Annotated in this window: 17 protein-coding genes; 10 read left to right on the top strand and 7 right to left on the bottom strand. The window is 36.6% G+C overall.

Annotated features, from left to right (window positions below; genetic code table 11):
- Window positions 1-127 precede the first annotated feature (127 nt).
- Window positions 128-2,248, top strand: a complete 2,121-nt coding sequence (locus KO502_RS09430) for a TonB-dependent receptor (protein ID WP_216022325.1) — start codon at window positions 128-130, stop codon at window positions 2,246-2,248.
- Window positions 2,249-2,622: 374 nt separating this feature from the next.
- On the opposite strand, the gene KO502_RS09425 is transcribed toward KO502_RS09430, so the two are convergent.
- Entirely contained in the window at window positions 2,623-3,192 is a 570-nt protein-coding gene (locus KO502_RS09425) for a DUF1415 domain-containing protein (protein WP_216022324.1), read from the bottom strand.
- An 85-nt stretch (window positions 3,193-3,277) separates the two neighbouring features.
- Window positions 3,278-5,092, bottom strand: a complete 1,815-nt coding sequence (locus KO502_RS09420) for an ABC transporter ATP-binding protein/permease (protein WP_216022323.1) — start codon at window positions 5,090-5,092, stop codon at window positions 3,278-3,280.
- Between the two features lie 541 nt (window positions 5,093-5,633).
- On the opposite strand from KO502_RS09420, the gene KO502_RS09415 reads away from it, so the two are divergent.
- From KO502_RS09415 to KO502_RS09375, 9 genes are all read left to right on the top strand, one after another.
- Window positions 5,634-7,202: an arylsulfatase gene (locus KO502_RS09415; RefSeq protein ID WP_216022322.1), complete on the top strand. Its 1,569-nt coding sequence runs from the start codon at window positions 5,634-5,636 to the stop codon at window positions 7,200-7,202.
- A gap of 386 nt (window positions 7,203-7,588) precedes the next feature.
- The gene (locus KO502_RS09410) at window positions 7,589-9,964 is read left to right on the top strand and encodes an ammonia-forming cytochrome c nitrite reductase subunit c552 (protein ID WP_216022321.1); all 2,376 of its coding nucleotides are present in this window, start codon (window positions 7,589-7,591) and stop codon (window positions 9,962-9,964) included.
- Window positions 9,965-10,146: 182 nt separating this feature from the next.
- On the top strand, window positions 10,147-11,169 hold the full coding sequence (locus tag KO502_RS09405; RefSeq protein WP_252730698.1) for a MoxR family ATPase: 1,023 nt from the start codon (window positions 10,147-10,149) through the stop codon (window positions 11,167-11,169).
- Between the two features lie 10 nt (window positions 11,170-11,179).
- Entirely contained in the window at window positions 11,180-12,205 is a 1,026-nt protein-coding gene (locus KO502_RS09400; protein ID WP_216022320.1) for a DUF58 domain-containing protein, read from the top strand.
- Window positions 12,205-12,894, top strand: a complete 690-nt coding sequence (locus KO502_RS09395; RefSeq protein ID WP_216022319.1) for a DUF4381 domain-containing protein — start codon at window positions 12,205-12,207, stop codon at window positions 12,892-12,894. The genes KO502_RS09400 and KO502_RS09395 overlap by 1 nt, the downstream gene beginning before the upstream one ends.
- The gene (locus KO502_RS09390; protein WP_216022318.1) at window positions 12,887-13,984 is read left to right on the top strand and encodes a VWA domain-containing protein; all 1,098 of its coding nucleotides are present in this window, start codon (window positions 12,887-12,889) and stop codon (window positions 13,982-13,984) included. Before KO502_RS09395 ends, KO502_RS09390 begins: the two co-directional genes overlap by 8 nt.
- Window positions 13,977-15,047 (top strand): VWA domain-containing protein, encoded by a 1,071-nt coding sequence (locus tag KO502_RS09385; RefSeq protein WP_216022317.1) that lies wholly within the window; start codon window positions 13,977-13,979, stop codon window positions 15,045-15,047. The genes KO502_RS09390 and KO502_RS09385 overlap by 8 nt, the downstream gene beginning before the upstream one ends.
- Window positions 15,041-15,841, top strand: a complete 801-nt coding sequence (locus tag KO502_RS09380) for a hypothetical protein (protein ID WP_216022316.1) — start codon at window positions 15,041-15,043, stop codon at window positions 15,839-15,841. Before KO502_RS09385 ends, KO502_RS09380 begins: the two co-directional genes overlap by 7 nt.
- A complete protein-coding gene (locus KO502_RS09375) occupies window positions 15,834-17,180 on the top strand; it encodes a BatD family protein (RefSeq protein WP_216022315.1) in 1,347 nt (448 codons plus the stop codon). Before KO502_RS09380 ends, KO502_RS09375 begins: the two co-directional genes overlap by 8 nt.
- A 270-nt stretch (window positions 17,181-17,450) precedes the next feature.
- On the opposite strand, the gene KO502_RS09370 is transcribed toward KO502_RS09375, so the two are convergent.
- The 5 genes from KO502_RS09370 to KO502_RS09350 form a co-directional block, all read right to left on the bottom strand.
- A complete protein-coding gene (locus KO502_RS09370; RefSeq protein WP_216022314.1) occupies window positions 17,451-17,744 on the bottom strand; it encodes an integration host factor subunit alpha in 294 nt (97 codons plus the stop codon).
- Between the two features lie 3 nt (window positions 17,745-17,747).
- On the bottom strand, window positions 17,748-20,183 hold the full coding sequence (pheT, locus tag KO502_RS09365; protein ID WP_216022313.1) for a phenylalanine--tRNA ligase subunit beta: 2,436 nt from the start codon (window positions 20,181-20,183) through the stop codon (window positions 17,748-17,750).
- A gap of 12 nt (window positions 20,184-20,195) precedes the next feature.
- The gene (pheS, locus tag KO502_RS09360) at window positions 20,196-21,191 is read right to left on the bottom strand and encodes a phenylalanine--tRNA ligase subunit alpha (RefSeq protein WP_216022312.1); all 996 of its coding nucleotides are present in this window, start codon (window positions 21,189-21,191) and stop codon (window positions 20,196-20,198) included.
- Window positions 21,192-21,503: 312 nt separating this feature from the next.
- Window positions 21,504-21,776 (bottom strand): hypothetical protein, encoded by a 273-nt coding sequence (locus KO502_RS09355; RefSeq protein WP_216022311.1) that lies wholly within the window; start codon window positions 21,774-21,776, stop codon window positions 21,504-21,506.
- A gap of 124 nt (window positions 21,777-21,900) precedes the next feature.
- Window positions 21,901-25,020, bottom strand: a complete 3,120-nt coding sequence (locus KO502_RS09350; protein ID WP_216022310.1) for an FAD-binding and (Fe-S)-binding domain-containing protein — start codon at window positions 25,018-25,020, stop codon at window positions 21,901-21,903.
- Window positions 25,021-25,121 lie beyond the last annotated feature (101 nt).

The raw sequence follows: 25,121 nt of genomic DNA, 5'->3' as shown, positions 1-25,121 counted from the left end.
GAAATTTCTTTCCGTATTACTTAACCATACAACAAAAATGATAACCAGTTGCATTTGCATTAGTAGTAAGTATAATTAATTGTATAAATTTAGAGTAAATAAACTAATAACTATTTATAGGTACAACATGTTAAGAAAAAAATTATCAATCGCTATTACATTAGCTTTGTTACCATTAAGTCAACAAGCCTTGGCACAAACGGCAGATACAGAAGCAGTTGATACTACAAAGAAAAAAGTAGAAGTTATTAAAGTTACAGGCAGCTACTTTAACGATTATAAAGTTAATGATGCTTCTGGTGCTATGCGTACCAATACTTCGTTATTAGAAACTTCTCAAGCGGTTGCTGTTATTCCTGAAGTTGTTATTGATGAACAACTTGCTACAACATTAGGCGAAGTACTTTCTAATGATGCCAGTTTATCGCCTGGCTCAAAGCAACGTAACCGAGAAGTCTTTAGTTCACGTGGTTTTGAGCTAAGCTCAGGTACAGGTTACTTACGTGACGGCCATCAACATTGGTCTCATTATCAACAGCCTATTGAAACACTTTCAAGAGTTGAAATAATCAAAGGTCCTTCAAGCGCACTTTATGGTCAATCAGGACCGGGTGGCTTAATCAATATGGTAACTAAAAAGCCAACAGAAAAACGCTTATTTGATATCAGCGCTGATACTGATCAAAATGGCTCTACACGTTTTATGTTAGATGCAGGCGGAAAATTGACTGATGATTTAGGTTACCGCGCAGTATTAGTAAAACAAGATGTTAAATTTGAACGTGAGTATCAAAATGATGAACAACGTGAGCGTGATCGTTTCCTTGGCTCATTAGTGCTTGATTATGCTATTACCGATAGCTTATCAGTAAATGTATATTATGATCAAACCGACGACAAAGCTGGTTTAGATACTGGTGCTTGGTTAGATAATAACGGTGAGTTAATTGGTGATGAGAAAACTATCTATGATTTTTCATGGGCTTTTACTGATATTACAGTAAATAACATAGGTGGTAATGTTAGTTATTTTTTCAATCCTCAATGGTCTGTTAAATTGGGCTATAACGAGCAAACGTTTGAACGCCAACGTTTTGAGTCGACACCAAGAAAACCTGCTAATTATGTTGTAGGTGATAGTTACGAATCAAGACCTTATGATAGATTTGATGATTGGCAGTTTAAAACAGCATTTATCGATTTAACCGGTGAGTTCTCATTAGGCAGTACTGAACATCAAGTATTATTTGGCATGAACAAGCTAGATTATTACTATGGCCAATTACGCACAGCGATACCTGCTCCTTATGTTGGTTATGAAGCGCATGTTGTTGGTACACCAGAGCCAACAGCACCTGATGTTAGTTATACTACCGACGATACCTTATCTGTTACAGAATATGATTACTATGGTTTTTACTTTCAAGATTTAGTTACATTAAATGAACACTGGCAAGTTACTTTTGGTGGTCGATTTGATCAACAGAAAAAAGAAGGGGCGGATAGCGAATCATTTGTTCCTAAATACGGTGTGTTATATCACCCAATTGAAGATGCCACCGTTTACCTAAACTACTCTGAAGGTTTTGAGCCTGCGTCAAGCGAAACATTAGATAATGAAGATGATTTAAATCACGGTATGGAACTTGATGCAATAACATCTGAGCAAATAGAGCTTGGTGGTAAGTGGCAAGTATCTGAGCGATTATTACTTGAAACAGCACTTTTTGATATTAAGAAGACAGGCGCTTCAATCACTGAATCAATTACAGGCAACCCTGACTATACCTCTATTACTACGCAAGCAGGCTTACAACGCCACAAAGGTTTTGAGTTATCAGCACAAGGTGCAGTTACTGATACTTTATTTTTAATGGCATCAACTATGTATCTTGATGCACAATATGAAAAAGATGAAAACTATCAAGGAAAAACACCTGTTGATGCACCTAAATGGTCTGCAAGTTTGTGGTCTCGTTATGAGTTAACTGAAATGTTATCTCTAAATGCAGGCCTATTCTACCAAGGCGATAGATTTGCTGACAGTGAAAATACTGTAGAAAAAGATGGCTATACGCGTTTTGATGTGGGTGCTACATATACAATAACGGTATCAGACGTTGCATTAAACTTCCGTTTTAACATTGAAAACTTATTTGATACAGAATATGTTGCTGGTGGCGGTGTAAGCAACGCTGCTCTTGGTGACAGTCGAACGGCACGTTTTGAAGTTAAAGCGTCTTTTTAAATATTAATAATATTTAGTTTAATCAAAAAGTAAGTGTAGAATTAACCCTACACTTACTTTTTAATGACTAGCAATAATTCTATAATAATAAACTTCATTACTCTCTATTACTCAATTCAAACTACTTATTGATTTTTGTATTAAAATATTTCGATAAAACCTCCAAAGTTCTTCAAAACATTCAAAACGATATTCTTTACCATGATAAATGGTTTTCATAAACTAGCCTTTCTATAAAAAACAGGTAACCAGTTTATAAATTTCCTATCAAGAAAAGCGTTAACTAAATGTAATTTTAAGTAGTGATTAGTTACCCAGCACAGTGCCTAAAATTATTTTAATTAATAGCGAATAAACCACTAACAAAGCAGTCATTATTTTTGTGGGTGGTGTTGATGAATTTTAGTTAATACCGCTTGAAAATACTCACTGCCCTTTTGCTCAGCCAATTTCATATTATTTTCTGGTATTTCTTCTGGATTTTTATAGACCGACAGTACTCTTTCCATACTCGCTTCACGAATAATATGTAACATCGGATAAGGTGAACGATTAGTAAAATTAGTCGCGGCATCAAAATCATCATCCGTAAAACAATATTCTGGGTGCATAGTCGCTAATTGAAATATCCCTTCAAAACCCGAATCAACCAATAAGTCATTGGCGTAATCAACCAAATCAAGGTATCGGTCAAAACCTCTAAAGCCTTCAGAAAATATAATGAGTGTTGTTTCAACTTCTGCATTGTTTTGTAAATACTGACATTGCTCTATCAACTCATGCAGCGCAGGTTTTACTTGCTCAGCCTCAGATTTATAATAACAAATAGTGTTATTCACAAACTCTTTTTTAGCGAAAGGACAAAAATTTAAGTCAATAATAATTTCACTTATCCATTGTTTAGTCGCTTCAATTTCAGCAGATGTTTGTTGTATTTCTTTCATGTATTTCACTTTTTTCGTTTTTCTTTTAACTACGAATGTCGCATCATTAGAACATTTAGGTTACACAGCGCTAATATGTAATAACTTAGCTTGATGATTGCTGTAATTGCCACATTTTACTGTATTGCCCATTCAGTGCTAATAGTTGCTGATGATTACCCTGCTCTATTATCTCACCTTGATTCATCACAATAATATTGTCGCTATCAACAATGGTAGATAAACGATGCGCAATCACAAGACTCGTTCTATTTTTAGCAACTTTATTGATTGCCGTTAAAATAGCTTGCTCAGATTCACTGTCTAATGAAGAAGTTGCTTCATCAAATACTAAAATTTGTGGATTTTTTAAAATGGTTCTGGCAATAGCGACGCGTTGTTTTTCACCGCCTGAAAGTTTTAACCCCCGCTCGCCTACCATAGTTTCTAAACCGTCCGGCAAACTTTCAATAAAGCTTGATAAATTAGCTAATTCAATGGCTTTTAATACCGCGTCTTTATTCGCGGTTGGGCAACCGTATTGTACGTTATTGAATAAGGTGTCGTTAAATAACACGGTATCTTGCGGCACTATGCCAATATGAGTACGCAGTGAATGTTGCGTAACTTGGCTAATATCTTGTTGGTTAATAAAAATAGTGCCTGAATTTATTTCATAAAATCGAAACAATAATTTAACTAAAGTAGATTTTCCTGAGCCACTTTGACCGACAATGGCCACTTTTTTACCCGCGTTTACACTAAAAGAAATTCCCTTGATAATGGCGCGCTTTTCATTATAAGCAAAGCTCACATTATTAAAGTTTATGCTTGCTTCACTCTCGCTATGATCATTTAGTTTATGAACAGTTAACTCTGCTGCATCATGCACATCTTGAACTTTAGGTGTCTTCGCAAGTAACCCAAATAAGTTTTCAATATTGGCTAACGAGCCTTTAATTTCACGATACACAAAACCTAAAAAATTAAGCGGCATAAATAACTGCATCATAAAGGCGTTTATCAACACAAAATCACCTAACGTCATTTCACCTTTAGCAACCTCATGAGCGGCTAATGCCAACATGGCGGTCATCGCCATAGCAATAATTAACGCTTGCCCGCCATTTAAGGCAAATAAAGACAAACGGTTTTTAATTTTTGCCTGCTCCCACGTTGATAATTGCTTATCGTACGCTTGCGCTTCATATTCTTCGTTAGTGAAGTACTTAACGGTTTCATAGTTTAAAAGGCTGTCAATGGCGCGAGTATTACTTGAAGAGTCTGCTTTATTAGCAGCACGAACGTAGCGGGTTCTTAATTCCGTGGCAAAAATAGAATAGGCAATATAAAGCATTATTGAAACAAGGGTTATTGCCGCAAACCAAATACCATAATTCACAAATAAAATGGTCACTACCATCACTATTTCAAGTAAGGTAGGCACAATATTAAACACCATAAAGCGCATTAAAAAATTAATACCTGACGTGCCACGATCAATATCACGCGACAAACCGCCCGTTTGTCTTGTTAAATGAAAATCTAAATCAAGGGCGTGTAAGTGCCTAAATACCTTTAAACCAATACGTCTTATTGCTCGCTCAGTAACTCGTCCAAATAAGGTGTCTCTAATTTCTGCAAAAATGACAATCGACAAACGTACCAAACCATACGCTGCCACTAAACCTAATGGCACAATAACTAATGCTGCCGCTTCATTTGTATTGTTTTTATCTAAAGTATCGACAATGTCTTTCAGAATAAAGGGTAGATAAACACTGGCAATTTTAGTCAGTATTAAACACGACATAGCCAATGCAATACGTTTTTTAAATTCAAACAAATAAGGAAGGATTAATTTAAAGGCTTGCCAGTTAATGGTAGTAACTTCTTGATCAGGATGGTTTGACGGGCGCATGATAATTCTTTTGGCAATAAAATTGTATGATAAGTGAGAAAAGTATTAGGGTCTAATAGTTAATAATAAAAAACAGATCCTATCTCTATAGATACCCGGATTATTGTGGATTTTAGTTACTGCTTGTTTAGTGGTTGCATTACTAACATTCATATAAATGTCATAATTCTTACACGTTTATTACACAATTCCCTGTAAAAGTGACTATTCCCTGTAAATTGCTCGTATATACAAAGTTGATTTCATTAGAACTGAAAATAAGTAAAGTTAAAACTTAACAATATAATGAATTAAATAAATAAAAATCGAATATAAAATTTCACTTAATAATAGAGGTTATTTATTACCACTCTTAACTAAAAGTGAGTAGTAATAAGTACTTTAGCAACAAAGAGTTATTATATTAAATAAGCACCTAAATTAGACTAAAAAATACAATCTTTACTGGTAATTAATGAGAAATTAAATTAAGTTATTCAAGTGTTATTATGAATCTAGTAATTTATTGCTATCCCATTAATGTTTTGTTTAAGGAAGAAACATGAAAATCAAAAGTACACTAAAAAAACTAAGCCTAGCTGTTGGCTTACTTGCTATGGCAAGTGGTGCATCAGCAACCACTGATAAAGCAAAGCCTAATATCTTAACGATATGGGGCGATGATATTGGTTATTACAATATCAGCGCATATAACCAAGGTATGATGGGGTATAATACGCCTAACATTGATCGTATTGCTAATGAAGGTGGCTTATTTACTCATCATTACGCACAGCAAAGTTGTACTGCTGGTCGTGCTTCATTTATTTTAGGTCAAGAACCATTCCGTACTGGTTTATTAACTATCGGTATGCCTGGCTCAGATCATGGTATTCCTGATTGGACTCCAACAATCGCAGACTTGCTTAAAGAGCAAGGTTATATGACAGGGCAATTTGGTAAAAACCATCTAGGTGACCAAGATAAGCATTTACCGACAAATCATGGTTTTGATGAGTTTTTTGGTAACCTTTATCACTTAAATGCTGAAGAAGAGCCTGAAACCTATTACTACCCTAAAGATCCTGAATTCCATAAAAAATATGGTCCTCGTGGTGTACTTCACTCTTTTGCCGACGGCAAAATTGAAAATACGGGTTCTTTAACTAGAAAGCGTATGGAAACAGTGGATCAAGAGTTTTTGGGCGCTACTTTGAAGTTTATTGATAAAGCTCATAAAGCTAAAAAACCATTCTTTATTTGGTATAACTCAACGCGTATGCATGTTTGGACACATTTACAAGAAAAATACCGCGGTAAATCAGGTGTTGGTTTAACGGCTGATGGTATGCTTGAGCATGATGACCAAGTAGGTCTTTTACTTGATAAGTTAGATGACTTAAAAATAGCTGACAATACTATTGTTATCTACTCTACCGATAATGGTGCAGAAAAATTCTCGTGGCCTGACGGCGGTACTTCACCATTTAAAGGTGAAAAAGGTACAACGAATGAAGGTGGTATGCGTGTACCTCAGTTAGTTAGATGGCCAGGCACTATCAAACCGGGTTCTAAATTCAACAATTTAATGTCTCATGAAGATTGGATGCCAACTCTTGCTGCCGCTGCTGGTGAGCCTAACGTAGTTGAAAAACTTAAAAAAGGTTACAAAGCTAACGGTAAAACATGGAAGATTCATGCTGATGGGCATAACTTCAAACCATTCTTTGAAGGTAAAGAGAAGAAATCCCCTCGCTTAAGTAAACTTTACTTCAGTGCAGATGGTGACTTAAATGCTGTTCGTTGGAACGAATGGAAAATTGCTTTTGCTATACAAGAAGGTGGTATTAGTACCGCGTACAGAAAAACACCAGCATGGCCGGTAATTACTAACCTGCACGCTGACCCATTTGAAACAGCTTCTACAGAGTCACAAATGTACTTACGTTGGTATGCTGATAACATGTGGTTATTTGTACCTGTTCAACAACAAGTTGCAGCGTTTATGGCTACTATTGATAAGTTCCCATTCCAAGCTGGTAGTAGCTTAAGTGTTAGTGATATAGGCTATAAAAGCATTAGAACAGAACAAGCATTGAAACAATTACAAAGTTTACGCCCTAACCGTTAAAGGATAATAGCGTAATAGCCCGTTATTTTATAACGAGACACTTGTAAATTGTAACTATTTAAAGCCCAACATTTGTTGGGCTTTTTTATTGCTATTTATTATTGTAAAACAAAGAGTAATAAAATAAATAGGTAGGTGCTAACTTTGTACTAATAAAGCACTTTCAATGTAAATAACAATACCATTAAGCATAGATTTATGATGATAAATCTGTAATATTACTACTTATAAAAACGAAGGGTTAAACCTTATAAATAACTTTATTAGTAACTTTCTTGTTAACATTCTTTTTTAACTTAGCCTTTAACTTTAGCTTTTAACTATAGATAGGCGCTAAATTGATTCGTATTATCGACTCATTCTTCTTCATAAAACACGGTAGTAACATGTTTCAAGTATCATCTGTCAATTCTCCTCTTTCATTATTAATAAGCTCTTTATCTACTTTTCTAACTAAATACGCTACAAAGCTATTCATTGTCAGTATATTCTTAGGCTCAACCTTATCTTTACAGCCAGCAATATCAGCAGAATTTACCGGCTCAAAAACCTGTATCAATTGTCATCAACAAGCCTACAAAGATTGGCAAGGCTCACATCATGATATGTCGATGAAGCATGCCGATAAAACGAGCGTGTTAGGTGACTTTAATAACGCTTCATTACCCTCAAGCAATAAAGAGTTAACCAAAACAAGTCGTTTCTTTAAAAAAGGTGAACAGTTTTGGGTAAATATTCAAGGTGAAGATGGTAAATTTCACGATTACCAAATTAAATACACTTTTGGTTATACGCCACTACAGCAATACATGGTTGAATTTGACGATGGTCGTGTACAACTGATTCCTTTTGCGTGGGATTCACGTAGTAAAGCTGACGGCGGGCAACGTTGGTTTAACCTCTACCCTGACATGACAAAAAAATATCAAGAATTCTTTTGGACTAATACAGGACAAAATTGGAACTACATGTGTGCTGATTGTCACTCAACCAACGTTGAAAAGAATTTTGATTTAAAAACCAATACCTATAACACCACGTATAGTGAAGTGAATGTCGCTTGTGAAAGTTGTCATGGGCCAGCAAGTGATCATATTACCTGGGCAGGAAAAAATATAAAAAGCAGTAGCGATGAGCTTAACCAACAATCAAACAAAGGGTTTATTCGTAACTTAGCTAAATCAGTATCAAATTGGAAAATGAATGCAAACAAAAAAACCTTAGCACCTGAATCGATAGATCACAGCAGCCAACAAGTATTAGTGTGCGCGCAATGTCATAGTCGCCGTACTCAAATAAGTAATAACGATCATGTTAAAGACAATGCGTTTGGTGAACGTTATTTACTCGACTTAATTTCTAATGAAAATTATCACGCTGACGGGCAAGTATATAACGAGAACTTTGTTTACGGCTCATTTTTGCAATCAAAAATGTATAAAAATGGCGTAGTGTGTAGTGATTGTCATAACCCGCATACTGCAGAGTTAAAAATGCCTGTTGAAACCTTATGTTTGCAGTGTCATCAAGCAGATAACTACGCCACTCAAAAACATCATAAACACCAAAAAACGCCTGCAACAGTACAATGTGTTGACTGTCATATGCCAAAAACAACTTACATGAAAATTGATGCGAGACGTGATCATGGTTTTCATATCCCTACCCCTAATTTGGCTAAAAAACTAGGTACACCTGATACTTGCCTTACTTGTCATGAGGACAAAGACAGTAATTGGAGCGCAAACAAAGTAAATGCTTGGTATCCGCACTCTGTTGTCGAAGACGAAAAAGACTTTGCACCTATTTTTGCAGCAATGAATCTAACGTTGACGGAGCCACAACTATTAGGTACTACGGGTGAGTTATCGCGTATTGCGCAAAATAAAGCCTACTCAAATATTATTCGTGCCTCTGCGTTAACTAAAATGGCCAACACATCAAATACTAATACTATTATTGCCATTGCACGGGCAGCAAAAGATCCTGACGAATACATTCGCTTAGGTGCCATTGATGGTGCACAAAGTATGGCAAGTTCAGAAAGGTGGCGTATTTTATCGCCATTATTAAAAGATGAAGTACTTATAGTTAGAACCAGTGCAGCCTATTCATTAGTTACTTTATGGGATCACTTATCAATAGAGCAAAAAAACCAGTTAATGCCTGCGTTAAATGAATATATGACAAGCCAACGATATAACAGTGATCGCAGCTTTGCTCATTCAAATATGGGCATTGTATTTGCTTATCAAGGTGATTTCGTTGAAGCAGAAAAAGCCTTTAAAGCAGGTATTGCTATAGAGCCAAGTGTTGCTCAAACTTATTTAAATTTAAGTCAGCTTTATCATCAAATGGGTGAAAACAATAAAAGTATTGATGCTTTATTACAGGGCCAACAAGCAAACCCCAGCTATGCAGGTTTAGCATATGCTTTAGGTTTAGCCTACATTCGCGCCAAAAACTATCAAAATGCAGCTAACGCACTTGCTAAAGCAACAATACTTGAACCACAAAACAGTCATTATTTTTATGTCTATGGTTTAAGTCTTGAAAAAATCCGCCCTAATGACGCATATAAAGCTTTATATAAATCGTATCAGTTGAGTAATAACCCACAAAGTTTATATGCCCTGTGTGAAATGCAAATTCGTCATCAAAGTTCATTAGCAAATCAATGTTTAGAGCAATTACAACCTATAGTGCCACCTAATGTTATACAGCAGCTTAGACAAATGATGAATAACACGAAAAAGAATTAAAACGATGACAAAAATTTGATCATGAATAATTATAAAAAATCGCTTAAAAATTTAGAATAATATGCTATAAAAAGACAATAACTAAACTGATTCTTAAACTAATGGCTTAACTGTTCATTTAACTAATCAGTTAAAAATCAAATGACTAGTTTCATAATCTAATTCGTATAAAGGGAAATCGAATGAGTGATAACAAGCAAGTAATACCAGAAACAACCGATACCGCTAAAGCTACTGACACGTCAAACGCGTTAGGGCAACTTACCTTACTCAAAGCACAAATTGAAAAAGCGGTTATTGGCCAATCTCACGTGGTTAACTCATTACTTATTGCCTTATTAACCAACGGTAATATTTTGCTTGAAGGCTTACCGGGTACCGCTAAAACGCGCTCTATTAAAACCTTAGCACGCTCACTTTCAGTTGATTTAGGGCGTGTGCAATTTACTCCAGATTTACTGCCTTCAGATGTAACCGGTACTGAAGTTTATCAAGAAGTTAATGGTAAACCCGTATTAACTTTCCAAGAAGGTCCTATTTTTAATAATTTATTACTTGCCGATGAAATAAACCGCTCTCCTGCGAAAGTACAAGCTGCGTTATTAGAAGCCATGGAAGAAAGGCAAATAACCGTTGCCGGTAAAACCTATAAGTTACCTGAGCTATTTATGGTACTTGCGACACAAAATCCAATTGAGCAAGAAGGTACTTATCCCCTACCTGAAGCGCAAATGGATAGGTTTATCATGAAAGTAAATCTTGATTACCCTGATGATGCAGCTGAAGGCGAGATTATCAAACTAGTTCGCAACGAAGAGCAAAACATTGAAGCCGTTGAAAATATCGACCCGCAACATATATTTACTGCGCGTGAAGAAATTCACAAAATTCATTCTAGCCAAGCCATTATTGATTATATTGTTGCCATTATTATGGCAACTCGTAAGCCTGAACGTTACCCCGATTCACCATTACAACAATGGTTAAGTGTTGGCTCAAGCCCTCGCGCCAGTATTGCTATTGATAAATGTGCTCGTGCCCAAGCATGGCTTAATGGTAAAGACTTTGTAGACCCTGATGATGTGCGCGCAATTGTACATGGCGTACTTCGTCACCGCTTAGTACTTAGCTATGATGCTTTAGCTGACGGCGTTACTGCTGATGATGTAATTGATGAAATATTAAAACAGGTGGCTGTAGCCTAAGGGGTATAGCATGACTAACAAAACTAGTTTTAATAACGCTCAAGAAACTCAAACAAGCCCAAATATTGAAAATAAGAAAATTAGTGGTAATCAAGAAAAAACCGACGCTAGTATTTATGCTGATTTAAACGAATTACGCCGTTTAAAGTACTTAGCCAAAGGCTTTTCTTTTAACCCTAATCAGCCAGTAAATAGCGTACTGAACGGTAAAAACGTGTCTAAATTACGTGGCCGCGGTTTAAACTTTGAAGAATTACGTCACTATCACCCTGGTGACGATATTCGTGCTATGGATTGGAAAGTAACCCAACGTACAGGTAAACCTCATATTAAGGTGTTTACTGAAGAGCGCGAACGTAATGTGTATTTAGCCATTGATCAACGCATGACCATGTTTTTTGGTAGCTCTAATAAAATGAAATCAGTTATTGCCGCTGAGCTTGCAGCACTGATTGCCTGGCAAATCAGTGATAGTGGCGATCGCATTGGCGCCGTTATTTATAACGATACAGAAACCAAGGTGATCCCAGCTAAACGCGGTCAGCAACACGTTGTTAATTTATTGGCTGAAATGCTAAAGAAAAACCATCAACTATCTATTGATACTACAGCGACTGCAGATATTAACGATACTGATTCGTACAACAAAATGTTAGCAACGTTAAATAAAGTATCAAGCCATAACGGGCTTATTATTCTAATTGGGGATGGTCATGGTTTTAACGATAAAAGCACAACCTTTATAAAAAAACTAAGACAGCACAATGAAGTAATAGCTTGTCATATTGCTGATCCGCTTGAATTACAACTCCCTAAAATGTCACAAATGATTGTAAGTGACGGTAAACAACAAATTCAATTTTCTTCTGACAAAACACAGGTTCAACAAAAGTATCGAGAAGAGATAAGCCGTCAACTTGAAAGCTATGTTAACGCCGCTAAAAAATATCGCATTCCATTAATAGAAATCGATACTATTTCACCTGTTGAACAGCAATTACGAAAAGCGCTTGGCTATAAAGCAGGAGGCGTATAATGAGCTTTGAAAAACCGTGGGGAAATTATCTTCTTGAAAAGATAGTAGAGACCCCTGCTCCTGAAAAAATCAGCTTTATGCCGCAAACACTAGCCTGGCAAGTTGTTTTTGGGTTATTGATAGTGTTTGTGATAATTAAACTTTATCGCGCTTGGAAAACTTATAAAATCAATGTATATCGACGTGAAGCCCTTGCTTGGCTTGCACAATGCTCACTTAACAAAGAAAGTGATGTAAGACAGTTACCTGCCTTAATACGAAAAACAGCATTGCTTGCCCATCAAGCCTATGTAGACAATTTATCGCCCCTCAAAGTAACGGTGACTTTGAGTAATAACATCGAAGCTAGCCGTAGCAAAATTAACACCTTAAAAGGCAAAGAATGGTTAACTTGGTTAAATGAACATTGCACTAAAAGCAGTTTTACAGATGGTTTATCTTCTAAATCGTCTGCTAATATTGAGAATCAAATACAAAACACCCAATCGCTACATAATTGTGAAACATTACTTACTCAGCTTGCTTATACTGTAAATATCGATTTTTCAGATGAAAAGTTCAATCAAGCTTTAACTGCGCTGAGTGAAAATATTAAAAACTGGATCCAATATCATCAACTTACTTTTAACGATGAAATTACCAATAAAGTGATAACTGAAAAACAAGTGCAAGGAGCAAAACATGATTGAGTTTGCTTACCCATGGGCATTTGTTTTATTAGTACTACCTTTTTTAGTCACTTGGCTTGCTCCTGCTTATAAAGAGCGTAAACCTTCAGTAAAAGTACCATATTTTGCAAATCTTGTTGATATAACCGGTGAAAAGCCGCAAACAGGCGCGGTGTTGCTTAATCGTAATAATTTACAACGCTTGATTGTTTTTATTTCTTGGGTTTGTATTGTTACCGCGATGGCAAAACCAGAAATGATCGGTGAGCCCATCAATCAAGAAAAATCGGCTCGTGATTTAATGATTGCTGTAGATTTATCTGGCTCTATGTCTGTTGAAGATTTTACTTTACCTAAAACAGCTGTAAATGATGACGGTCAAAATACGAAAGCCACAGAAACTACTATAAAAACTGAAAACGTCAATCGTTTAATAGCGGTTAAACATGTACTGCATGATTTTGTTAAACATCGCGAGCATGACAGATTAGGCTTAATTTTGTTTGGTGATGCACCTTATTTACAAGCCCCTTTTACTGACGATATAACCGCTTGGCAAGAACTACTCAACGAAAGTGATATTGGCATGGCTGGGCAAAGTACCGCTTTTGGTGATGCTATTGGTTTAGCTATTAGCGTTTTTGAACAATCAGACACTAAAAATCGAGTATTGATAGTCTTAACTGACGGCAATGACACCGCTTCAAAAGTGCCTCCAGTAGAGGCTGCAAAAATTGCAGCCGCTCATGATATTAAAATATATCCAATCGCAATTGGCGATCCTGCAGCTGTTGGTGAAGAAAAAGTTGATCTTGACGTATTAAATGAAATTGCCAAAACAACCAAAGGACAAAGTTTTCAAGCTTTAAACAGTGATGAACTTACACAAGTTTATAGCGAAATTGACAAGCTTGAGCCACAAGAGTTTGACTCGCTTTCTTTTAGACCAAGAGTGAGTATTCATCACTACCCTATTATTGTTTTTGTCAGCATTTATCTACTGGCATTATTCGTTGTTAATGTTCGCATTAGGTCGCGCTTATCTCGCCAAAAGAAGCAACAAACATCCCAGAGTCAACATGATAAGTTTACAGGAGTAACACATGATTGATGATTTATCACTTTGGTTTGATAGCATGCAACATTTTCATTTTTTGCGGCCTTATTGGTTACTTATTTTTGTGGTAATTATTTATATTCTTCGAGCCTTTTCAATGCGCGATGACAGCCTAGCGCAGTGGCGAGATTTAATGTCTACGCAAATATTAAATAACTTAACGGTGAGCGGTAATAACAATAAATGGTTATCACCTAAAAAAATGTCGCTAATCCTTTCTGTGCCTCTTTGTATCGCTCTAATGGGACCGACATGGAAGCAACAACCCTCGCCTTTTAGTGAAAATAACGCGCCGCTGATTATCGCTTTAGATGTGTCAAAAACCATGGAGCAAGGCGATGTGCAACCTTCACGGTTATTACGTGCTAAACAAAAAATTATTGAGCTACTTGAGCTACGTGGTGACAGTAAAACAGCCTTAATCGCCTTTTCCGGTAGTGCGCATGTGGTCATGCCTATCACTAATGACAGAGAAATGATCCGTCATTTCCTCGATGCGTTGAGTGATAAAATCATGCCGCTATCAGGTAAGCTACCCGAAACTATCTTACCCTTAGCCGAAAAGTTATTAGCCAAATCCGAAGTACCTGGCACGGTATTATTAGTTACTGACGGCGCAACCAATAATACTGTAAAAGCGTTTGAGCAATTTTTTGATACGCACTCAGCACAGTTATTAGTGTGGGCAATAGGTTTAGAGGCGGCGCAATTATCAGATAGCTCAAATACACAAAATGATGATACACAAAGTGATAGTGCACAAAACAGTGATACCAATGGTTATAGTGACAACCAAAGCGCTTATACCAATAGTAACAATATTATTCCTTTACAACTTGAACCACTAAAAACGCTAGCAAGTAAAAGCGGTGGTCACTTACAATTGATGAGTAATGATGACGGCGACGTAAAACGTGTTAATAATTACATCAAAAACAATATTGTTATTGTCGATGATAACAGCAGACCGTGGCATGACTCTGGTTATCCTATGGTGTTTGTTATTGCCGCTATTTTCTTATTCTGGTTTAGAAAAGGATGGACATTACAATGGTAAATAATTCTGTTCATGCTCAAATGATAGAACCATCTAAAGTACAAACGGGCAATGCCTTGATTTTGTTTTTACAAAAGCAGCAACAAAAGTTATACCAAAAAGTATACCCTAACCGAAAGTGGTTAATCAGTGCCTTCATTATTGGTACTGCAGCTTTTATTTACTTTAAGCCACAGCAGTTTGCTGATTTATGGCTAACCCGTGATCAACAAGGACAGGTATTATTCAACCTAGGTCATTACCAACAAGCCAGCAATACCTTTAATAATGCGCAATGGCAAGCCTATAGTAATTACGGTGCCGAGCAATTTAAAAACGCAGCAACACTTTACGGACAGTTTAATGACCTAGCCAGCAAAGTGGCGCAAGCTAACGCTCTTGCTCAAGGTCGAGAATATATAAAAGCGCGTAATTTATACCAACAAATATTAAACAAACATCCAGACAATATCGCCGCTAAAACCAATATTGTTATCGTGCAAGACATTATTGATGAAGTTAACCGTTTATCTGCTAGTCAAAAAGCAGAAAAAGGTGATTCTTCACAAGAATTAGGTGACGAACCACAAACCGGTGATGGAGCAGATAAAAAAGAAGCCCCTACCCCACAAAAACTTGAACAATACAGTGCAGAAGATTTACTGCTTGATCCGAGCTTAAATAAAATGTGGTTACGAGACGTGCAAAAAAATCCAGCTACTTTTTTAGCGCAAAAGTTTTATATACAACAACAAAATAGCCAAAAGAACCAAGGCAAAAATGAAAGCGAAAGAAAAGGAAGTACCAATGACTAAACATTTTTTTGCGCTATTTTTAAGTTTATGTTTGGTGTCTGTAACGCTTTCTGCAACAGTATCTGCAAATTCACAAAGTGACTTAACTATTGCAGATTTAGTTAAACAGAACAAATTACGTATTAGCCTCACCTTACCAAAAACCAATGAAGAAGCGCCACAGATAGTAGGACAACCTTATGTTGTGTCTATTGAAGTGGCTACCGATCGTTGGTTTGATTCCGGCAGTAAAATAGCAAATTTCAGCTTGCCGCACGTTGTTATGCCCGCAAATAACATTATTACCACCAACGGTAGTCAAAATATTGCAGGAACCACATGGTCTACACAAACACACGATATTACTTTATATCCTAATGAAGCAGGACGTTATGACTTACCGAGTATAGAAATTAAGGTTTCTGTAAATACTGAGCATAACGGCTCAATAAGCGGCGTTTTAAGTACAAAGCCGGTTAGCTTCGATATTACTTTACCTGAGGCACTTGAAGGTGTTGAGAACTTTATTGTTTCGCCTGAAGCGAGCTTAACTATTGATGGTCAATTTGATGCCGAACAAAAGTACGCTTTAGGTGATGCTATTACTCAAACCATAACCATCAAAGCTGATGATATACCGGCAATGATGATCCCTGAAATTCAACTTAATGAAAAAACACTTGAAGGTATTAGTATTTATCATAAACCCGCGCAAGTTTTTGACACATCAAACAGAGGCACTTTAACGGGTACACGCGTAGAGTCATTTACTTATATATTTGAAAAATCAGGGGACTATTCTTTACCAGAGCAAGTAATTTATTGGTGGAATAGTAATACAAACACCTTAGAAACACTTGAAGTGCCCGCATCTCGTTGGACTGTTTCAACGGGTGGCGTATTAACGAGTGAGCAAGCTGATAAACTTTTTAAAGAATTTACATTAAATACATCAACTTTATTTAAACTATTAATTTTTCTTATCGTTATTCTTGTATTCGCCCTATTAGTAATAAAACGCCAAAAGATCTCAGCTTTTTATAAAACAGTAACTCATTATGAAAAACGTCAATTACAGCAAAACTTTTTAACTGACATCGCCAAAAAAGATTATTTATCTGCTGAAAAGTCTCTATATCGGTATGCTGTGTTCATTAATAAAGTACATAAGGTAAAAACCAGTACTATTAATACCCAACTGAATTTATTAGCTTTTTCACAAGATAACAAACAAAAATCACTCATTAATATTTCGTCATCCGATGCTAAAAAGCTTATAAAACACTTAAGCCATATAGCTAAAGGGACTGTTAAAGCACCATTATTTATCCCTGGCGAAAAAGTTAGATTAAACGGTTAATTTCTTCATTTCACTGTAAACAGTAATTTAACGGACTTGGTATTAAACCGAGTTTAGGTTATTTAAATATGCAGTGCTATTAGATCAGAATGAAAAATTAAGATAAAAAAAACCGTATATCAATTAAGTTATACGGTTTTTTTATATAAAAATTTATAAGAGATAACTTAAAGCTTATCTCTATAAATTTAAAACTTATACTCAAGACACACAGAAAAGCGCTTATAAAGCGCAATATGACTAATTAATAACTCTTAATTATAAATTTAGTTATTCTGCATTACCATCTTCAACACGGCTCTTAAGTTTCTGACCTGGTCTAAAAGTCACAACCTTACGTGCTAAAATAGGGATATCTTCACCTGTTTTAGGGTTACGTCCAGGACGTTCGCTTTTTTGACGCAAGTCGAAATTACCAAAACCTGAAAGCTTAACTTGATCGCCGCTTTCTAACGTTTCGCGAATTTCTTCAAAAAACATTTCGACCATATCTTTTGCGTCGCGCTTGCTCAGCCCAACTTTTTCAAATAAATGTTCTGCTACTTCTGCTTTGGTAAGCGCCATTGCTTAGTCCCTCAGTGATGCATTAAACTCAGTTTTTAAGGTTTCAACAACTCTATCGATAACATCAGTGATGTCTTTTTCTTCAAGAGTTTTTTCTATATCCTGTAATACCAAGGCGATGGCGAGACTCTTATAACCGTCTTCAATACCTTGACCTTGGTACACGTCAAACAAGTTTAGATCAATTAAAAGATTTCCGCCAACCTTTTCAATAAGTTGTAACACTTTATTTGCGTCTATATCGTCTTTTACAACAAGTGCTAAGTCACGACGGTTAGCAGGAAAGCGAGATACAGCGGTCGCTTCGGGGATTTTTTGAACTAAAACTTCAGACAACAATAGTTCAAAAATTAATGTTTGACCATTTAATCCTAATTTTCTTGTTAATTCAGGGTGTAAGGTACCAACATAACCCACTAAGTTACCATTTTTAGTAATTTTTGCGGTTTGACCTGGATGAAGCGCCGCTATTTCTGCTTTTGAGAATTCAAAAGACTCGGCATCACAGGTTAAGGCTAACAATGCTTCAACATCGCCTTTCATGTCATAAAAGTCTGTTGCGGCTTTTTCCATGCTCCAATGTTCATCAGTACGGTTGCCGCTAATAACACCAGCAATCATGTTTTGTTGACGAACACCGTTTTCAGCGCTTTCATCTGGTACAAAACGTAAACCTGTTTCAAATAAACGTACTCGTGATTGTTGACGATTCTGGTTATAAGCAACTGATTGCAATAAACCAGTCCACATACTTAAACGCATTACTGACATTTCAGACGAAATAGGATGCGGCAAGGTCATCACTTCTTCATTCGGATGAATTAAACTTTGTACTTTAGGGTCAACAAAACTGTAGGTGATAGCTTCGAAGTAATCACGATTAACTAAAGCTTGCTTTAGGGTTGATAAAGAAAGATTAGCTTCTTTATTTGCACACATAGTTAAGGTTGCTTTTGGCGCGATATTAGGAATATTGTTGTAACCGTAAATACGAGCTACTTCCTCAATTAAATCAACTTCAATTTTAATATCAAAACGATAAGCAGGTACATTAACTTGCCACTCTTTAGTGTCACCCTCGCCTTCTTCACTTACCGTAAAACCAAGGCGAGTTAATATTTCGCTAACTTTTTCATCTTCAATATGATGACCAATACGGCTATCTAATTTCACACGACGTAAAGTTACGTCTTTCTCTTGTGGTAAGTGTTCATCTGATTTAGCTTCAACGATAGGACCTGCTTGACCGCCAACGATACTCAATAATAATTCAGTAGCACGTTCTATTGCATCAAACTGCAATGTTGGGTCGATACCACGCTCATAACGATGTGATGAGTCAGTATGTAAACCGTATTGACGAGCTTTACCTAAAATAGCTAATGGCGCAAAGAAGGCACTTTCTAAAAAGATATCTGTGCTGCTTGCTGTCACGCCTGATTCAAGGCCGCCAAAAATACCAGCTATTGCAAGCGCTTTACTTTCATCAGCAATAACTAAAGTAGATTCTTTTAACGTTACTTCGTTTTCGTCTAGCAAAGTAAGTTTTTCATCTTTATTAGCAAAACGAACGTTAATTGTCCCGTTAACGCCGCCTGCAATTTTCGCCAAATCAAACGCATGCATTGGATGACCTAACTCTAATAACACGTAATTAGTTACATCAACTACAGGGTCAATTGAGCGTGTGCCACAACGACGTAGTTTTTCTACCATCCATAACGGTGTTGTAGCGGTTGGATTAATGCCTTTAATAACACGACCTAAATAACGCGGGCAAGCCTCTGGCGCTTCAATATTAATCGTTAATTTATCTTCAATAGTTGGAAACGCTGCAGTAATATCAGGTGTTGAAACTTCAATTGAGTTTAATACCCCAACTTCACGAGCTAAACCTTTAATACCTAAACAATCACCACGGTTTGCGGTTAAATCAACATCGATTGTTACGTCGTTTAAATCTAAGTATTCACGTACACAAGTACCAAGTGGTGCATCGCTAGCAAACTCCATAATGCCATCAGCATCATCTGCTAAACCAATTTCAGACTCACTACACAACATACCAAAAGAAGGTACACCACGTAGTTTGGCTTTTTTAATTTTAAAGTCGCCAGGTAATACTGCGCCAACCGTTGCAACCGCAACTTTTAAGCCTAAACGACAGTTTTTAGCACCACATACGATATCAAGCAATTCGCCTTTTTCAACGGTTGCTGAGCTGTAATCACCCAAGCTAATTTTTGTTACTTGTAATTTATCCGCGTCAGGGTGAGGTCCACATTCAACCACTTCACCAATAATAACACCGCTAAATTCGCCTGCTACAGGGTCAACAGCGTCAACCTCTAAGCCAGCCATTGTAATTTGATGCGCTAATTCGTCTGATGAAAGTGCAGGATTAACCCATTCACGTAACCAAGATTCACTAAATTTCATTATGAGTTTTTCCTACTTGAACTGTTTTAAGAAGCGAAGATCGTTTTCAAAGAATGAACGTAAGTCGTTTACGCCATAACGCAACATAGTTAAGCGTTCAACGCCTATACCAAAAGCAAAACCTGTGTATACTTCTGGGTCAATACCCACGCTACGTAACACATTAGGGTGAACCATGCCACAACCTAATATTTCTAACCATTTACCATTTTTACCCATAATATCAACTTCCGCTGAAGGCTCGGTAAACGGGAAGTATGATGGACGGAAACGGATTTCTACTTCTTCTTCAAAAAAGTGATGTAAGAAGTCATGTAAAATGCCTTTAAGATGCGTAAAACTTACATCTTTATCTACCATTAAGCCTTCAACTTGATGGAACATTGGCGTATGCGTTTGATCGTAATCGTTACGGTATACTTTACCCGGAGAGATAATACGCAGTGGCGGTTTTTCAACTTCCATAGTACGAATTTGTACACCTGATGTTTGCGTACGTAACACTAATTTAGGGTTGAAGTAGAACGTATCGTGATCTTGACGTGCAGGATGATGCTCTGGAATATTTAACGCATCAAAGTTATGATAATCATCTTCAACTTCTGGCCCGGTTTTAACTTCAAAACCTAAATCACCAAAGAAACTTTCGATACGCGCGATAGTACGAGAAACTGGGTGTAAACCACCAACCTTTGTACCGCGACCAGGAAGTGTTACGTCGATTGATTCTGCTGCTAATTTTGCTTTGATTTCAGCTGCACGTAATAATTCACCACGTTCATTAAGTAATTTTTGCACCGCTTGTTTAGCAATATTAATGACTTGTCCCATTTTAGGTTTATCTTCTTTAGATAATGCACCTAAGCCTTTCATTTGCTCGGTAAACAATCCTTTTTTACCTAAAAAATTTACGCGCACTGAATCAAGTGCTGCTGAGTCTGATGCTTGTGCAATGGCAGTTTCTGCCTGCGCTACAATGCCATCTATGGTGGTTGTGTCTAAGCTCATGATGTCCTCTAAAACGGGGGTAAATAAACCAATTATGTACGTTAACTTTAAAAATATAAGCAGTTATATCAGCAGTTAACAGACTTGTTTATCAATAGACTATTTGTGTTTTATTTCAAATATTAAAAATGAGGTAGATTTTACACGAAAAAAAAGCCTTATGTAGGATAAATGGCGGCTTTTTTTATGAAAAATAGCAATTAAGGTTGCAATGGCGGTTTGAGTGTAAGCTAAGAGTTAAATCTCGGGGCTATTTTAAGGAAGTACTTCATAATAAAGAGTTAGTGATATTGAATTAAATTAGCAAATCTCTTATTCAGGTTTGGGATGACTTTTACCCTGTTTAAGTGCTAACTCTGCCCTTTCTTGCTCTTCAATTTTCATAAGCAGTAAGGTTAAGTATATTTTAGTTGGTAAAGAAAAAAGCATACCTAATGCAATACAAGCGGCATGGATAAAAATCCCTTTAACCCCAAACGAATCAATATATTCACTATTAAAGTGAAAATAAATGCTTAATATTAATAAACATACACCTATGCCAATAGAGATTTTAAGCAATATTATTAAGTTTTTGTCTGTCAAACGAATGTCCTTATTCCGTTTTATTTATTACTAAAAAATACACTCACACTGATAAATAAACGGCTTATATTTATAAGCCGTTTAAATAGCTCATTACTATTACAAGTAAATAAATTATAAGTACTTACTTTGGTAAGTTAGCCAATATCGCCTCAACTGGGTGTTTAGCTTTTAAAGCGCTGAAACGTTTAACTTGCGAGCGACACGAAAAGCCAGTGGCAAGAACTTGATCATCATCTAATGAGTCAATTTTTGGCTGCCAACTTAATTCAAATAAACCTTTTGAATTATCTAAGTTCACTTTTTCATGACCATAAGTACCTGCCATACCACAACAACCAACACTTACTTTTTCAAGCGGTAAACCAAAATGTTTAAATATGGTTTGCCATTCATTTTCACTATTTACCAAGGCTGTTTTCTCGGTACAGTGAGCAAACAGTTTGAATGGCTTTTCGGTTAACATTTCACTCGCTTTAAAGTTATTGTCTGCTTTTACAAAGTTCAATAACCATTCATGTGCCAGTAATACGTTAAAATCACCACGTTGATCTTTTAATATTTTAGCGTATTCATCACGGTAACAAAGCACCATTGATGCATCCATACCAATCATTGGTATATCAAGCTTAGCGACTTGATTTAAAAAGTCACTGCTCGATTTTGCAGTTTTAGCAAAACGCGCTAAAAAGCCTTTCACATGTTGCGCTTTTCCGTTTGGTTTAAATGGCAATAATATCGGCTCTAAACCAAGCTCTTTAATTAATTGCATCATACTTTGCACAGTATTAGCATCATAAAATGAGGTGAATGGATCTTGTACTATCAGTACATAACCTTTGCGCTGCTCATCAGTTAAACCTTGTAGTTTAGTTAAATCAAACCCTGAGAAACCTGCTTTTTTCACTTGTTTTTTCAAGGTAGGAACAGACAACAATGGCGTATTAACATAGCCAATAGTTTTAGCTGATATTTTTTCATATATTGAGGTATTTAATACCGCATTCACAACTTTAGGCGCCGTTGCCATCAGTGGCGCTAATATTTCAACATTGGCAACAAGATGATCTTTTAATGGACGAGCATAACGAGAATGATAAACATTGATAAAGCGCGCTCTAAAGTCTGGCACATCTACTTTTACCGGACATTGACTGGCACAGGCTTTACAAGCTAAACAGCCTTGCATAGCTTCCATGACTTCATGAGAAAAATCGCCATTACCGTTATCGTCTTGCTCAGGCTTGCTGATAAAGTTAATACGTAACTTATTTACCGCAGTACTGAGAATTTCACGTACAGACCAAATACTTTTCGGTTTATTAATGCTGTCTTCTAATTTAAGAATATCAACACCTTGGTTTTCTAATAAACGTAACCATTCACGCATTAAACCAGCACGCCCTTTCGGAGAATGACGTCTATCTTTAGTAATTTTACTCGACGGACACATTGGGCTGTCAGCATCATAATTAAAACATAAACCGTTGCCATTACAGTCAATCGCTGCAGTAAATGACTCTTTAACCGTTACGGGTATTTGTCTGTCATAAAAGCCACGTTTAGTATCATCAACACTCACTAATTGTTCAGTTGATTCATACGGCGTACAAATTTTACCTGGATTCATTTTATTCAGCGGATCAAACGCTGATTTTATTTTACGAAGTTCAGTAAATAACGTTTCACCAAAAAACTCTGGCGAATATTCACTACGGTAACCTTTGCCGTGCTCCCCCCACATTAAGCCGCCATATTTGGCCGTTAACTTAACGACTTCGTCTGAAATAACGCGTAATAGCTTTTCTTGCTCTGGGTCGCACATATCAAGCGCTGGGCGCACATGAAGCACACCGGCATCAACATGACCAAACATGCCGTAGTTTAGATCGTGGCTATCTAATAAGGCTCTAAATTCAGCAATATAATCGGCTAAGTTTTCAGGTGGAACAGCGGTATCTTCAGCAAAAGCTAGTGGTTTTTGTGCCCCTTCAGTTTTACCTAATAAGCCTACCGCTTTTTTACGCATACCGTAAATTTTGTTAATGCTCGGCAAATCAGAAGTCACTTGATAACCAATGACACCTGAGCTTCCGCTACTAATTAATCCATCAAGTATGTTTGTTAATTCACTAACTTGATCCGCTAAGTCAGCAACGCTATCACCGTTATATTCAACAACGTTAATACCGTCCATAACTTTGCCAGGCACGTCAGTAATTAAATCACTGACGCTATGCCAAACGATATCTTGTTTAGCAAGATTTAATACACGAGAATCAATGGTTTCTACCGACGTTGCTTTGGCTTCAACAAGTGTTGGAGAATGACGCAGTGCTGAATCAAAACTATCATACTTGATGTTGATTAGTGTTTTAGCAACGCGGATTGGATTAACATTTAACTTTGCTTCACAAACAAACGCTAATGAGCCTTCAGAGCCTGTTATCAAACGCGAGATATCAACACCGGTAATTTCCCCGCTGTCATCTGCCGTTAATACGTTTTCTAAATCATAGCCTGTTAAGAAGCGGTTTAAGCGTGGAAATTTCTCTAACACTAAGTCGCGTTTTTCAACACAAGTATCAAGTACTTGTTTGATTATTTGGCTGTATGAATCATCATTTTTTTCAGCTAATGCTTTTGCTTCGTCTAACGTCATTGGCTCCGTACTTAATACATCACCATTTGCCAATACAGACTCAAGCGCTAATACATGATTTGAGGTTTTACCGTAAACTAAAGAGCCCTGCCCTGAAGCATCGGTATTGATCATGCCGCCAATAGTGGCGCGGTTTGAGGTAGATAAATCTGGAGCAAAGAAAAAGCCATGCGGACGTAAATAGTCATTTAGTTGATCTTTAACTACGCCTGCTTCAACACGTACCCATTTCTCTTCTACATTGATTTCTAATACTTTATTCATGTATTTAGATAAATCAACAATAACGCCCGGCGTTAAACTTTGGCCATTTGTACCTGTACCGCCACCACGCGCACTAAATTTAATACTAACAAATTGCGCTTCACTCGACGTTTTAGTTAATAAAACAATATCGGCTTTTGTACGAGGTTGAATAACAAGTTGCGGTAACTGTTGGTAGATACTGTTGTCGGTTGCAACAGCAAGCCTAGCGCTATAACTGGCATTAATATCACCGGTAAAATTATGGCTTTTTAAGGTATTAATAAAATCATTGTATAACGGAGGAAGATGACTTTGATGACTAATATGAGGAAGCATAACTATTTAATTTTTTATTAAAACAGGACAATGCTGCAAGTATACCATGGAAGAAATGAATTTTAATTCAATAATCATCGATAAACTTAATAAACACCCAT

Source organism: Colwellia sp. E2M01, from assembly GCF_018860585.1.
GTDB lineage: Bacteria > Pseudomonadota > Gammaproteobacteria > Enterobacterales > Alteromonadaceae > Colwellia.
This window is presented reverse-complemented; position numbering and strand designations above follow the sequence as displayed.

Coding starts and splice junctions, on each gene's coding strand:
- KO502_RS09395 (WP_216022319.1), top strand. CDS start 12,205: ATGAGCTTTGAAAAACCGTGGGGAAATTATCTTCTTGAAAAGATAGTA.
- KO502_RS09390 (WP_216022318.1), top strand. CDS start 12,887: ATGATTGAGTTTGCTTACCCATGGGCATTTGTTTTATTAGTACTACCT.
- KO502_RS09425 (WP_216022324.1), bottom strand. CDS start 3,192: ATGAAAGAAATACAACAAACATCTGCTGAAATTGAAGCGACTAAACAA.
- pheS (WP_216022312.1), bottom strand. CDS start 21,191: ATGAGCTTAGACACAACCACCATAGATGGCATTGTAGCGCAGGCAGAA.
- KO502_RS09370 (WP_216022314.1), bottom strand. CDS start 17,744: ATGGCGCTTACCAAAGCAGAAGTAGCAGAACATTTATTTGAAAAAGTT.
- pheT (WP_216022313.1), bottom strand. CDS start 20,183: ATGAAATTTAGTGAATCTTGGTTACGTGAATGGGTTAATCCTGCACTT.
- KO502_RS09420 (WP_216022323.1), bottom strand. CDS start 5,092: ATGCGCCCGTCAAACCATCCTGATCAAGAAGTTACTACCATTAACTGG.
- KO502_RS09405 (WP_252730698.1), top strand. CDS start 10,147: ATGAGTGATAACAAGCAAGTAATACCAGAAACAACCGATACCGCTAAA.
- KO502_RS09380 (WP_216022316.1), top strand. CDS start 15,041: ATGGTAAATAATTCTGTTCATGCTCAAATGATAGAACCATCTAAAGTA.
- KO502_RS09410 (WP_216022321.1), top strand. CDS start 7,589: ATGTTTCAAGTATCATCTGTCAATTCTCCTCTTTCATTATTAATAAGC.
- KO502_RS09430 (WP_216022325.1), top strand. CDS start 128: ATGTTAAGAAAAAAATTATCAATCGCTATTACATTAGCTTTGTTACCA.
- KO502_RS09375 (WP_216022315.1), top strand. CDS start 15,834: ATGACTAAACATTTTTTTGCGCTATTTTTAAGTTTATGTTTGGTGTCT.
- KO502_RS09415 (WP_216022322.1), top strand. CDS start 5,634: ATGAAAATCAAAAGTACACTAAAAAAACTAAGCCTAGCTGTTGGCTTA.
- KO502_RS09400 (WP_216022320.1), top strand. CDS start 11,180: ATGACTAACAAAACTAGTTTTAATAACGCTCAAGAAACTCAAACAAGC.
- KO502_RS09385 (WP_216022317.1), top strand. CDS start 13,977: ATGATTGATGATTTATCACTTTGGTTTGATAGCATGCAACATTTTCAT.
- KO502_RS09350 (WP_216022310.1), bottom strand. CDS start 25,020: ATGCTTCCTCATATTAGTCATCAAAGTCATCTTCCTCCGTTATACAAT.